Origin of the sequence: Sphingomonas sp. Ant20 (assembly GCF_000783375.1) — a bacterium.
Lineage (GTDB): Bacteria > Pseudomonadota > Alphaproteobacteria > Sphingomonadales > Sphingomonadaceae > Sphingomonas > Sphingomonas aerolata.
Genome location: NZ_JRVI01000286.1, coordinates 12,388 through 24,613, shown reverse-complemented (window position 1 = coordinate 24,613; position 12,226 = coordinate 12,388). Strand labels below are relative to the sequence as shown.

General features: G+C 65.7%; 10 protein-coding genes and 3 pseudogenes. 7 read left to right on the top strand and 6 right to left on the bottom strand.

Translation table 11 applies throughout. The features are described 5' to 3' along the window. Positions 1-32 precede the first annotated feature (32 nt). From NI18_RS20475 to NI18_RS20465, 3 genes are all read right to left on the bottom strand, one after another. On the bottom strand, positions 33-275 hold the full coding sequence (locus NI18_RS20475; RefSeq protein ID WP_031396237.1) for an XrtV sorting system accessory protein: 243 nt from the start codon (positions 273-275) through the stop codon (positions 33-35). Between the two features lie 84 nt (positions 276-359). Beyond that, a complete protein-coding gene (locus NI18_RS25320; RefSeq protein ID WP_037532995.1) occupies positions 360-1,640 on the bottom strand; it encodes a hypothetical protein in 1,281 nt (426 codons plus the stop codon). Further along, positions 1,633-1,965: a hypothetical protein gene (locus NI18_RS20465; RefSeq protein ID WP_037532993.1), complete on the bottom strand. Its 333-nt coding sequence runs from the start codon at positions 1,963-1,965 to the stop codon at positions 1,633-1,635. Before NI18_RS20465 ends, NI18_RS25320 begins: the two co-directional genes overlap by 8 nt. 49 nt (positions 1,966-2,014) lie before the next feature. Between NI18_RS20465 and NI18_RS20460 the strand changes: the two are divergent. Continuing rightward, positions 2,015-2,945: pseudogene (locus NI18_RS20460) on the top strand (IS5 family transposase). 164 nt (positions 2,946-3,109) lie between these two features. Here the strand turns inward: NI18_RS20460 and NI18_RS20455 are convergent. Continuing rightward, the gene (locus NI18_RS20455) at positions 3,110-4,132 is read right to left on the bottom strand and encodes a FecR domain-containing protein (protein WP_042466348.1); all 1,023 of its coding nucleotides are present in this window, start codon (positions 4,130-4,132) and stop codon (positions 3,110-3,112) included. Next, complete coding sequence (locus tag NI18_RS20450; RefSeq protein WP_197975324.1) at positions 4,132-4,602, bottom strand: sigma-70 family RNA polymerase sigma factor; 471 nt, start codon at positions 4,600-4,602, stop codon at positions 4,132-4,134. Before NI18_RS20450 ends, NI18_RS20455 begins: the two co-directional genes overlap by 1 nt. 274 nt (positions 4,603-4,876) lie before the next feature. On the opposite strand from NI18_RS20450, the gene NI18_RS25315 reads away from it, so the two are divergent. The 3 genes from NI18_RS25315 (at position 4,877) to rsgA (ending at position 7,296) form a co-directional block, all read left to right on the top strand. Beyond that, positions 4,877-5,413, top strand: coding sequence for a DUF3833 family protein (locus NI18_RS25315; protein WP_052149385.1), 537 nt, complete (start codon positions 4,877-4,879; stop codon positions 5,411-5,413). Beyond that, positions 5,410-6,102, top strand: coding sequence for a VIT family protein (locus NI18_RS20440; protein ID WP_037532987.1), 693 nt, complete (start codon positions 5,410-5,412; stop codon positions 6,100-6,102). The genes NI18_RS25315 and NI18_RS20440 overlap by 4 nt, the downstream gene beginning before the upstream one ends. Before the next feature lie 195 nt (positions 6,103-6,297). Next, the gene (gene rsgA, locus NI18_RS20435; protein WP_037533030.1) at positions 6,298-7,296 is read left to right on the top strand and encodes a ribosome small subunit-dependent GTPase A; all 999 of its coding nucleotides are present in this window, start codon (positions 6,298-6,300) and stop codon (positions 7,294-7,296) included. A gap of 30 nt (positions 7,297-7,326) precedes the next feature. On the opposite strand, the pseudogene NI18_RS20430 reads toward rsgA, so the two are convergent. Beyond that, positions 7,327-9,634: pseudogene (locus NI18_RS20430) on the bottom strand (GH92 family glycosyl hydrolase); the annotation flags it as partial. A gap of 410 nt (positions 9,635-10,044) precedes the next feature. Here NI18_RS20430 and NI18_RS27535 point away from each other — a divergent pair. The 3 genes and pseudogenes from NI18_RS27535 to NI18_RS20415 all read left to right on the top strand — a co-directional run bounded on the left by NI18_RS27535 (position 10,045) and on the right by NI18_RS20415 (position 12,049). Then, positions 10,045-10,347 (top strand): hypothetical protein, encoded by a 303-nt coding sequence (locus tag NI18_RS27535; protein ID WP_128082362.1) that lies wholly within the window; start codon positions 10,045-10,047, stop codon positions 10,345-10,347. Further along, on the top strand, positions 10,332-11,087 hold the full coding sequence (locus NI18_RS23830; RefSeq protein ID WP_128082361.1) for a TonB-dependent receptor plug domain-containing protein: 756 nt from the start codon (positions 10,332-10,334) through the stop codon (positions 11,085-11,087). Before NI18_RS27535 ends, NI18_RS23830 begins: the two co-directional genes overlap by 16 nt. A gap of 25 nt (positions 11,088-11,112) precedes the next feature. Then, positions 11,113-12,049: pseudogene (locus tag NI18_RS20415) on the top strand (IS5 family transposase). Positions 12,050-12,226 lie beyond the last annotated feature (177 nt).

Here is a 12,226-nt window from a genome sequence, read left to right as displayed (position 1 = left end):
GCTGCCGGGGTCGGCGCGTCCGGCCGGCCGGATCAGCGCCCGGGCAGGGATGGGCGCAGCACGTAGATGATATAGCCGACACTGGCCGCAAGCACGAGCACGGCGGGGATCGCATAGCCTTCGTTGCCGAGCCAGTTGCTCAACGCACAGGCGATCGCGGGCGGCAGATAATGCCACACCGTATCGACCGGCTCATCCTCCATCGAGCGTTGCAGATAGAGTAGCGCCAGGCCCGCAAATACCGCGACGCTCAGCCAATCGTAAATTGTTTCCATGATATACTTCCCAAGCCGCCCGGAACCCGGCCGGCGCCACATTCCGTCAGAGGCGATCCCTATGCCCGGTCCTTCTAGATTTTCTCATCGTCTCGGGCAAATGCAGTATCTTGCCCCCGCTCTCGCGGTGGGACTGCCCCGACGACGACCACGGCGCTGCGCCCGACCCCGAACGGGCGCGACGTAGAGGCCTGGCTGGCTCGCGACGGTCCGCTGCAATCGGGGAACAGCCAGCGTCAGGCGGTGCTGCGCAAGGCGGCGAAGATCGACGATGCGAAGGGCTTCGCGCCCGAGGTCAGCCCGACGCCAAATTCTTGAATCGCGCGAGCATCGCCTCGGACAGTCGCATCGGGTCGAGCGGCTCCAGGTCGGGGCGGCCGCCCGGTGGCTGGTGCGAAGCGTGTCGATGCTCGCGCGCAGCGCCGGCGGCGCGAGCGGGGGATCGAACAGCGTGACCCAGCCGCCGGCGATCTCCGCCGCCAGGCTGGGCAGCGTGCCGACCGCGGGGGCGAGCAGCGGGCGGTCGAGCGACAGCGTGACGAGCGCGGTGCCCGAGTTGAGCGTCGATGTCTGGTTCATCAGACAGGCGTCGCAGGCGGCGATCGCCGAGGCGAAGCGCGCATCGTCGAGCGGTCCGGTTACGATACGGATCGTCCCGTCGGACCGGCCCGCGACCGCGGTAAGCCGCGCGGCGATGTCGTCATCGCCCGCATCGCCGGCGATCAGCAGCATCTCATCGGGCCGGCGGATCGCGAGGAACGCCTCGGCGGCCTCGACCAGGTTCTTGCTGGGACGGAGCGACCCGATCATGCCGAGCACCCAGATACCGTCGGGAATCGCCCAGGCCGCGCGCGCTTCGGCACGAGGAATCGCGGAATAGTCCTCACGGTAATGCGGGTGCGGAATGATCGTCCCCGCGACCGCGCCGATCGCCGGATGCGCGGCGCGATAGCGCTCGAGCGAGGCCGCGGACAGGCCGATCAGGTGGTCGATCTGGCCGAGAAGCCGCGCATGATAGGCGTGCCAGACCCGGTGCCGCCAGCCGGTCAGGTCGCGGTGCGGCGTGACATTGTGCGCGGTCACGACGAGCTTGCCGCCCGATCGCCGGATGCCCCGCGCGGCGTTCAGCACACGCGCCGCCTTCGCTGCGACGATCGCCGGGTTGTTGCTGCCCGAGCCTTCGAAGATCCCCTCGGGCCAGTGGATATGGAAGATGTCGGCGGCGGGGATGCGCCGCATCAGCGGACGGAACGCGGTGACCGAGGCCGCGGGCGCGCGGAACGCGCCGTACATGCGGCGGACATAGGGGTTGAGGTCGCTCGGATCACCGGCGGGCCAGGCGAGGACGCGGAGCGGATCAGCCACGGGCCACCGCCGTCCGCGCGAAGCGGATGAGTGCGAGCATGTCGCGGCGGCCGATCACGAACAGCGCGGCGGCATAGACGACCGCGCCGACCGCGACGTGGATGACCAGCGCGAGCAGCGGGGAGGGGACGTCGATCGTCCGGTGCAGCAGAAGCAGCGCCCCGACCATCACCGCGGATGCGGCAAGCGAGGGTGCTATGCGGGCAGCATAGGCCATCGGTTTTATCCTCAGCAGGTGGAGGGCCGCGCCGACCGAAAGCGGGTAGAGCAGGACGGCGCGGACGGTGAAGCCGATCGCGAGCGCCTGGAGACGGCTTTGTTGCACAAAGGGCGTTGGGATTCCCTGTGAGGGTCAGGAAGCGTAGGTGGGATGGATGCCAAAACCGACCATGCCGAAGTACCGCACGACGAACTGGAGCGAGTATAACGCAGCGCTGAAGCGCCGCGGGTCGCTGGAGGTCTGGTTTGACCCGGGCATGGATTGGCTGGCAGCCCCCGATTGGTCGTCGAGGTCGGCCGATGCGGTTTTCGGACAGCGCGATCAGGGTTTGCCTGACGCTGAAGATAGTGTTCGGACTGCCGCTACGGCAGGTGACGGGACTGGTTGCCAGCCTGCTGAAGCTGGCAAAGCTGGATTGGCCGGTGCCGGATTACACGACGCTATGCCGTCGGCAGAAGACATTGGCGGTGTCACTTGATGGTCGCGCCAGTACGGGTGGTCTGCATTTGCTGGTCGACAGTACCGGGATCAAGATGATGGGCGAAGGCGAATGGAAGACGCGCAAGCACGGCGCTTCCTACCGTCGCCAGTGGCGTAAGGTTCACCTTGGGATCGACGCCGAAACCCTGGAGATCCGGGCCATCGAGGTCACAACCAATGCGATTGGCGACGCCGCGACACTGCCGGATCTGCTGGCGCAAATCCCGACGGACGAACGGATTACGATCGTCGGGGGTGATGGCGCCTACGACACCAGAAAGTGTCGGGCCGCGATCGCAGCCCGGGGCGCAGACGCGGTCATTCCCGTACGCCGGGGCGGCCAGCATGGAAGAAGCGGCGGCCGCGCCGATGCTCGCAACGAAACGCTACGCGCGATGAAAAGGCTCGGTCGAACAATCTGGAAGAAGTGGAGCGGCTACCATCGCCGCAGCCTGGTCGAGACGAAGATGCACTGCTTCAAGCTGCTCGGCGAGCGCGTCGCATCGCGCACCTTTGATCGTCAGATTACCGAGCTCAAACTCCGTGCCGCAGTTCTCAATCGATTTTCACAAATAGGAACACCGACCACCATCCGCGTTGCATAGATCTCGTCAGTAAAACCATATTTGTGCTTAATTATCTTTGTGCAACAAAGCCCCTTAACATCATCGATCGCCCCTCTTCCTCTGTTATACTTTTGTGACGTGCGAGGGTGTCGAACACTCACTTCATTACGAAAATTATCTTATAATTTCGTTTTATCTTGGTTTCAGCGACTGCGGCTCAAGCGGATCGTCTCGCCGTTAACAGCGGCATCAACCGGGAAGGTTGTGGCAATTGCCTCGGCAAAGGCATCGACGTCGCCATTGTTGAAGACCCCGCTGACGCGAATGTCCGCGGCACCCGGATCAACGATGATCCGGCGGCGCTGGGCATAGCGGTTCATGCGTTCGGCGGCGGCGACGAGTGTCTCCGACGTAAAACTCACCTGCTCCGCGCCCCAGCCGTCGTTTCCGATCGATGAGCTCACGGATCCGACGAACCCCGATACCGGCAGGCCGATCTCATGCCCCGGGGTCAGCGCGCGCTCTGCGGTCAGCCGGTGCCCACCCAGCCGGACGACCTCGTTCATCTGCCCTTGGGGGGTATCACGCAACACCGCGACCCGACCCTCGAACAGCGCGACCCGGACTTCGCGGCTGAGCCTTTCAACCGAAAACTCGGTCCCGGTCGCGATCACCACGTTTCGCCCGCTGCGTACGGCGAACGGGCGCAGCGGATCCTTTGCGACCTTGAAGCGCGCGCGGCCCTTCTCAAGGACGATGTCGCGGCGTTGCGGGCTGAAAGCGACCGTGACCATGCTGTCGGCGTCGAGCGACAGACGCGAGCCATCGGCCAGCGCGATGACGCGCCGTTCGCCAATCGCGGTGCGATATTCGTCGCGGCCGCCGTGGCGCCACGCCAGCGAGCCCAGCGACAGCGCAAGCAGCAGCACAGCCGCGATCGCCCAAGCCACAGGTCGGGACACCATCGGCGTCCGGAGCCAGCGACGCTGCCCCGCGCGATGTACGGCACCGAGCGCTTCGCGGCGTAGCGCGAGCATCTCGGGAGCGTCGGCATTTTCCTCAACCGCGTCCCAGGCGGCAAGCGCTGCGCCCAGATGCTCGCCTCGGCGGGGGTCATCGGCCAACCACGCGTGCAGGTCGGTGCGCTCCTTCGGGGACAAGGGCCCGTCGGACAACCGCAGGCACCAGTCGATGACGGTGTCCGCATCGGATTGCGGCGCGGTCATTACGAGTCTCCCATGGCGGCAAGCAGCGCACGCATTGCATTGGCGATATGCTTCTCGACCGCGCTCACGGAAATGCCGAACGCATCGGCGATCGCCTTACGCTGCATGCCCTCCAACCGGTAGAGAATGAAAATTTGGCGAGTCCGGTCAGGCAGGCCGCCCAGCGTGCGCGCGACGCACCCGACGCTCTGCCGCGCGGACAGCAACCGCTCGGCGTCGATCGGATCGACGCCAAGGTCAGCATCGGTCGCTCGTGATTGCTGATATCGGTACCTGGTCGCATCACGTCGATATTGATCGCGCAACAGGTTGGCGGCTGCTTGGAAAATATAGCCTTCGGGATTGTCGGTGGCCGGCCCCCTCATCGTCGCCATGCGGATGAAAAGATCCTGGATCAGATCTTCCGCCTGCACGGGATCACTGAGACGACGGACGAAGAACGCCATGAGCGCCGGCCGCATGCGTTCCATGACCGCCGAAAGATCGCGTCCCGGCATCGCGCCGGCCGGAGGCCTATGCTTCATCATGCTAGATAGACGGGCAGGCGCGCAATGTGCACAGTTTAAACGAGCGCTTTGGTCGGTGGGGTTCGTCAGGCAAATCCACGATCAGGAGCGCGTACCGCGGGCGGGGTGGGTAGATACATATTGCCAGCTCGGCGAGAACGGCCGAACGCAACGTCCTGGCGCGAGAGCTCGAACGCGGACTGAGAGCCCTGCGGCGCATGCGACGACGAGGATGGCGATGAAGCAGAGGATGATCCCGGTTCCCCGTCTGACGACTTTCGTTGCAGTGCCGCTTGCGTTGCTGCCGTGCGCCTGCGCGGGTGGGCCGAGCACCGCGTCGATCGCCGCGCAACCGGCCTTTGTCGCCGAACGGTTCTTCGCCGGGCGGCTGGACGGCACGGGCGTGCTCAAGATCGCATTTCGGGCGCCGGTCCGGACGCATGTCGCGAGCGTCGGTCGCGTCGCTCCCGACGGCACCTTGATCCTGGATCAGCATATCGAGCAGCAGGGCAAGCCGCCGCGCGATCGGCAATGGCGGATCGTTCCGCTCGGGCACGGGCGCTACACGGGCACGCTGACTGACGCGTCCGGACCGGTGACGGGCGAGGCGGTCGGCAATCGCCTGCATCTGGCCTTTCGTATGCGCGGGGGCATGATGGTCGATCAGTGGCTGACGCTGTCGCCCGATGCCCGGGTCGCGCAGAATCGGCTGATCGTCCGCAAGCTCGGCATGACGGTGGCGACACTCGGCGAAACCATCAGGATACTGCCATGAGCGCGCATAGCGAACGTCATCTTGTATCGCGGAGCGGCTGGCTTCGTGCCGCGGTGCTCGGCGCAAATGACGGGATGGTGTCGACCGCGAGCCTAATCGCGGGCGTTGCCGCATCGGGCGCAACGACCGGCGCCGTGTTCGTAGCCGGCGCGGCGGCGATGGTCGCGGGGGCGATGTCGATGGCCGCGGGCGAATATGTGTCGGTCAGTTCGCAGGCTGACAGCGAGGCTGCCGATCTGGCGCGCGAGCATGGCGAACTCGCCAGCGACTGGGCGCATGAGCATTACGAGCTCGCGCAGATCTACGTGGCGCGCGGTCTCGATGCGACGATCGCGAGCGAGGTCGCGCGGCAATTGATGGCGCATGATGCGCTCGGCGCGCATGCCCGTGACGAACTTGGCATCTCCGAAATCGTCATGGCCCGCCCGCTCCAGGCGGCATTCGCGTCCGCTGTCAGCTTCGTCGTCGGCGCGATACCGCCGCTGCTGGTGGCCATCCTGACGCCTGCGCCACACCGGCTGCTAGCGGTGACGGCAGCGACTCTGGTCTTCCTCGCGCTGCTGGGCATCGTCGGGGCGCGAACAGGCGGCGCAAGCCCGTGGCGCCCGGCGCTTCGCGTCCTGTTCTGGGGTGCGGCGGCGATGGCCGCGACGGCCGCGATCGGGCATCTCGTGGGTCGCGCGGTTTGATACCTGGCCCCAATCCGGGTGCGGATTTCCGCGGCTCGCGTGAAAGTGCGCGCGGCGGCTTCGACGAAAGGGCGCCAATAGCGGCGTTTTTGATCGTGGGTGCGACTGGTAACCGCCTCCTATCGGCGTATACGACCGGATCGTAGACGGAAGGGCCGGCGATCGGCCCGCAAGGAAAGATGCTGCTGCACCCTTATGGATTCTGCTGATCAGACCCTGGAACAGCTTGGCTGGGACGCACATTTCGAGAGCCAGATCTCGGCCGCCGAAGCCGCCTATTGTCATCCCGCCAGGGTCATGGCCGTCCACCGCGGCCAGATCGCCGTGACAGGGGCGGGCTGGGCCGGCGACCTGTCGCCCTATATCGCCGGTGCCACGCCGTCGGACGATCACCCGACCGTGGGCGACTGGCTGCTGACCAGCGCGGACAGGGCGCAGGCGCTGCGTGTGCTCGGTCGAAAGAACCTGTTCAAGCGCCGTGCGCCGGGTGATCCGCGCGGTGAGCAGATGATCGCCGCGAATGTCGACACGGTCTTCCTCGTCGCGTCGTGCAACCAGGATTTCAGCGTCGCGCGGCTGGAGCGCTATCTGGTGCTGGCACGCGAGGTCGGGGTCGATGCGGTCGTGATCCTCACCAAGATCGACCTGACGGACACGCCGGAGACCTATGTGGACGCGGTTCGCGCGATCGAGCCCGGGCTGATCGTCGAGACCGTCGACGGCCGCGAACCTGACGCTGTGGCGCGGCTCGCCGCCTGGTGCGGTATCGGCAAGACCGTCGCCTTTCTGGGGTCGTCGGGCGTCGGCAAGTCCACGCTCGTCAATACGTTGCGCGGATCCGCCAGTATCGCCACCCAGGCGATCCGCGAACATGACGGGACGGGGCGGCATACGACGACGGTGCGCCAGATGCACCGGCTCGACCAGGGCGGTTGGCTGCTCGACCTGCCGGGCATGCGCGAACTGCAATTGTCCGACGCGGCCGCGGGCATCGCGGAAGTGTTCGACGACTTTACCCTCGCCGCGCAGGACTGCCGGTTCTCGAACTGCGCGCATGGCGGAGAGCCGGGCTGTGCGGTGCGCGCGGGGATCGACGCGGGCACTTTGACGCCCGAACGCTTTGCGCGCTGGCGTGCGCTGGAAGCGGGCGAGGCCGCCGCCACCGCACGCACGTCCCGACGGCGCTCTCGCTAGCGCCGCGTCGGGGGGGCTGGAAACCGCGGTCGAGGTCGAGAACGGGCGCGACGACGCACTCTTTCCCCATTGCCGGTTCGGTCGGGCGCTCATCACGAACCGCAAGTCGCCGCCCTGTCGGATCTCGTCATCGCGAAGATAGGTGCGGGTGAGGGGACGGCCGTTCAGGGTGACGGACTGGACGTAGCGATTGGCGGTCGAGAGGTTTTCCGTGCTGATCACGAACTGCTTGCCGCCGGGCAGCATCAGCGTCGCCTTGGGCAGGAAGGGGCGGCCGATGACATATTCGTTCGCGCCCGGTGCGACCGGGTAGAAGCCTAGCGCGGTGAAGACGAGCCAGGCAGACATCTGCCCGAGATCGTCGTTGCCACTCAATCCTGCCGGCGTGTCGGCATATTGGCTGGCGACGATCTGCCCCAGCCGCTCCTGCGTCCGCCAGGGCGCCCCGGCATAGCTGTAGAGATAGGCGACATGATGGCTCGGCTCGTTGCCGTGAATATACTGGCCGATCAGCCCGGCGATGTCCTCAGCATGGCTGTAGTCGATCTTCGACAGGTCGAAATCGAACATCGCGTCAAGCTTCCGGATTGTCCTCGCGTCGCCGCCCAGCAGGCGGAAGAGCCCCGCCTGATCCTGCGGTACGAACCAGCTATATTGCCACGCATTGCCCTCCGTATAGTCGGAGCCGTAGTTGATTGCGGTCGGATCGAAGGGGGTGCGGAACTGGCCGTCGGTCTTGCGCGCGCGGAGCCAGCCCGACGATGCGTCGAAGCTGTTGCGCCAGTTGCCCGCCCGCTTCTCGAAGCGCGCGGCGATGTCCGACCGGCCAAGTTTCCGCGCCATCCGCGCGATGGTCCAGTCGTCATAGGCATATTCGACGGTCTTGGAGGCGGCTTCGGGTTCCTTGTCGATCGGCACATAGCCCCGCGCGATATACTCGCCGAGACCGCCATAGCTGGCATGGTCGGCGCTCGCGACCATCGCGTCCAGCGCCGCATTGGCATCGAAGCCGCCAATCCCCTTCATATAGGCATCGGCGATGACGGGTACGGCGTGATAGCCGATCATCGTCCACGTCTCGCGCCCGGCGAACTGCCAGACCGGGAGGATGCCGTCGGGGCTGTGCGTCTGGCTGGCAAGCAGCGAGCGGACGTGTCGGTGTTGGTCTTTTCCGGCTGGATCAGCGTAAGCAGCGGGTGTTCCGCGCGGAACGTGTCCCAGAGCGAGAAGGTCGACCGGACCGTGAAATCGGTCGCCTGGTGGATCTGGTCGTCGGGCCCGCGATAGCGGCCGTCGCGGTCGCTCCAGATGCTCGGCGCGAGCAGGCTGTGGTAAAGCGCGGTGGCGAAGATGCGGCGCATCGGTGCCTCGGCCTCGAACGTGACGGCGCCGAGCGCGGTGTCCCAGGCGGCCTGTGTCTGCGTATGGATATCGTCGAAGCCGCCCGCTTCACCGTCGAGATTGGCGAGCGCGCCGGCTTCGTCGACGCCTGAGATCCCGACCTTCACCTCGAGCGGTTTCGTCAGGACGCCGAAATCGAGACGCGCCTCGAGCGCCTGACCGAGCTTTTCGGCGAGCGCATCGCTGTCGCGGCCCGGCCCCTGGAACCCCTTATAGGGAATGGCGGTCTCGCGGTTGACGAGTGCGTGGCCGGTCAGGGGGGCGGAGAAGCGCATCGCGAAAAAGAGCTTGCGCCCGGGTGCCCATCCGCGGGTTTCGCGAAAGCCGGTCAGGACACCGTCGTCGCGCAGGTGCAGCCCCGACCACAGGATCTTGCCGGGATAATTGTAGAGCGACGAGCGGAGGTCGAGAACGAGATGCGCGGCCTTGCCCGCGGGAAAGCTGTAGCGGTGCACGCCGACCCGCGAGCCGGCCGTCATTTCGGCGCGGATTCCGCGATCGGCGAGCGTGACAGCGTAATAGCCGGGCTTCGCGGTTTCGGTGGCGTGCGAGAAGCGCGATCGATAGCCGGGGGCGGCGGGCGTGCCCGGGTCCATCGGCACGTCGTCGCCGGCGACCGGCATCACCAGCACGTCGCCGAGATCCGAATGGCCGCGCCGGAGAAATGGGTGTGGCTGAAGCCGACGATCGTCGGGTCGTCGTAACGATAGCCTGCGGCGTGCGGATAGCAGTCGCGGAGGACGCAGGAGGTGTCGGTGTCGGGCGAGAGCTGGACCATGCCGAACGGGGCGACGGCGCCGGGGAAGGTATGCCCCTCACCACCGGTGCCGATCAGCGGATCGACCGAGTCGCTAGGTCGCGGCGCAGTCTGGGCGGGGGCGGGGCACACGGCGAGCAGGGCGAGCGCTGATCCGGCGAGGCAGAGACGCTTGAGCATTGGCATGGCGGTCACCCGGTCTGGGAGGGGAAGGGGCTCCGGAGTCTGGGGCCGGAGCGGCAAGGCCGGGTGCTGATACCGGCCGAGTTGAAGACGACAGCATTCAGTTTGCGGCGCGATTTGGCAAGACGGCGCGCCGTCGGCGGACCGCCTGGCAGGATTAGTGCCGGTTCGGCCAAGTCCGGGGCCGCGGCGAATGTTGCGAATGTTGAGACCGAAACGGCATAAATCTGCTCCGCATAATCCATTTGACAATTTACTTTTATAATTGGCAAATAGGCAAGCAAAGACGACGTACCGTGATGATCCGATGAACCGGACGTCCCACCCGAATACGGGGGCAGGCACGCGATCAGCAGGGTGACGTGAAGCGGGCAAGGACGTCCCGCACGCCGAAAAGGGGAAGTCTGATGAGCGCAACCAAGACAATATATGCCGTTCCGTCGCACCGCCGCCGCGCGCTGCGGTTTCTGCTCGCGGGCGCAAGCCTGAGCGCGGCACTGGCCGGGACGGCGCACGCGCAGGAGGTGGCGCCGCCATTGCCCGCAGCCGCCGCGACACCGCAGACCGGCGACACCGGAACGCCCGACGCGGTAACGCCCGCATCGACGGCGACCGCGCCCTCGGGCCAGACGGCGGACACCGCGTCGGCCGTTGCGGGTGAGCAGGATATCGTCGTCACCGCTATCGCCGCTCGATCGAGAAGAGCCTGAACCAGAAGCGCGAAGCCAATGCGTTCGTCGACGTCATCACCGCCGAGGACATCGGCAAGTTCCCCGACAAGAACGTCGCCGACGCGCTGCAGCGCGTGCCGGGCGTCGTCATCACGCGCGACGGCGGCGAAGGCGCGCGCGTCAGCATCCGCGGGCTCCAGTCCGACCTGACGCTGACCTTGCTCAACGGCAACTTCCTGGCCGGCGCGGACAGCGGCGATCCACAGCGGTCGTTCAACTATGTCCTGCTGCCGTCCAGTTTCATCGCCAGCACCGAGGTCTACAAGTCGCCCGAGGCACGGCTGGAAGAAGGCGGTGTCGGCGGCACGATCATCCTCAACACGCGCAAGCCGTTCGACGTCCCGGCCTGGTCAGGCTTCGTCTCGACCGAGGGCACCTATTCGGACACCACCGAAAAGTTCGAGCCGCAGCTCGGCGGCCAGCTGTCGTGGAAGAACGAGGACGAGACGTTCGGCCTGCTGGTCGGCGGCGTGTGGCAGAAGCGGACCAACCGCGAATTGCGCAGCGAGGCGGAAAGCTGGCTGTGGTGGAGCGACCGCGACGCGCAGGGCAATGTCCTGACGCCCGCGACCGACGTCAATGGCAAGCCGTTCGCCAATAACGACGCGATCTCCTATTGGCCGGGGCAGGGCACGACCACGCGCGACGGCACGCATTATTCAGGCTATTGGGCACCGCAGACGGCTTTGTTGCACAAAGGGCGTTGGGATTCCCTGTGAGGGTCAGGAAGCGTAGGTGGGATGGATGCCAAAACCGACCATGCCGAAGTACCGCACGACGAACTGGAGCGAGTATAACGCAGCGCTGAAGCGCCGCGGGTCGCTGGAGGTCTGGTTTGACCCGGGCATGGATTGGCTGGCAGCCCCCGATTGGTCGTCGAGGTCGGCCGATGCGGTTTTCGGACAGCGCGATCAGGGTTTGCCTGACGCTGAAGATAGTGTTCGGACTGCCGCTACGGCAGGTGACGGGACTGGTTGCCAGCCTGCTGAAGCTGGCAAAGCTGGATTGGCCGGTGCCGGATTACACGACGCTATGCCGTCGGCAGAAGACATTGGCGGTGTCACTTGATGGTCGCGCCAGTACGGGTGGTCTGCATTTGCTGGTCGACAGTACCGGGATCAAGATGATGGGCGAAGGCGAATGGAAGACGCGCAAGCACGGCGCTTCCTACCGTCGCCAGTGGCGTAAGGTTCACCTTGGGATCGACGCCGAAACCCTGGAGATCCGGGCCATCGAGGTCACAACCAATGCGATTGGCGACGCCGCGACACTGCCGGATCTGCTGGCGCAAATCCCGACGGACGAACGGATTACGATCGTCGGGGGTGATGGCGCCTACGACACCAGAAAGTGTCGGGCCGCGATCGCAGCCCGGGGCGGCAGACTGCCGGTCATTCCCGTGCGGCCGGGGCGGCCAGCATGGAAGAAGCCGGCGGCCGGCGCCGATGCTCGCAACGAAACGCTACGCGCGATGAAAAGGCTCGGTCGAACAATCTGGAAGAAGTGGAGCGGCTACCATCGCCGCAGCCTGGTCGAGACGAAGATGCACTGCTTCAAGCTGCTCGGCGAGCGCGTCGCATCGCGCACCTTTGATCGTCAGATTACCGAGCTCAAACTCCGTGCCGCAGTTCTCAATCGATTTTCACAAATAGGAACACCGACCACCATCCGCGTTGCATAGATCTCGTCAGTAAAACCATATTTGTGCTTAATTATCTTTGTGCAACAAAGCCGTTCCGATAGCAGATACGCCTGCCGATCGCACAACGGCCGTGGTGCGGATTTTTGCCAGGGACAGTGGAACCTCGACGCCGCGAAATGGCTGTACGATGTACGGAATGACCAAGACAAGTTGCGG

Excerpts from the sequence above, each read along its gene's own strand:
- NI18_RS20455 (WP_042466348.1), bottom strand. The coding sequence starts at position 4,132 with ATGACCGCGCCGCAATCCGATGCGGACACCGTCATCGACTGGTGCCTG.
- NI18_RS20440 (WP_037532987.1), top strand. The coding sequence starts at position 5,410 with ATGAGCGCGCATAGCGAACGTCATCTTGTATCGCGGAGCGGCTGGCTT.
- NI18_RS27535 (WP_128082362.1), top strand. The coding sequence starts at position 10,045 with ATGAGCGCAACCAAGACAATATATGCCGTTCCGTCGCACCGCCGCCGC.
- NI18_RS25315 (WP_052149385.1), top strand. The coding sequence starts at position 4,877 with ATGAAGCAGAGGATGATCCCGGTTCCCCGTCTGACGACTTTCGTTGCA.
- NI18_RS20450 (WP_197975324.1), bottom strand. The coding sequence starts at position 4,602 with ATGGAACGCATGCGGCCGGCGCTCATGGCGTTCTTCGTCCGTCGTCTC.
- NI18_RS20475 (WP_031396237.1), bottom strand. The coding sequence starts at position 275 with ATGGAAACAATTTACGATTGGCTGAGCGTCGCGGTATTTGCGGGCCTG.
- rsgA (WP_037533030.1), top strand. The coding sequence starts at position 6,298 with ATGGATTCTGCTGATCAGACCCTGGAACAGCTTGGCTGGGACGCACAT.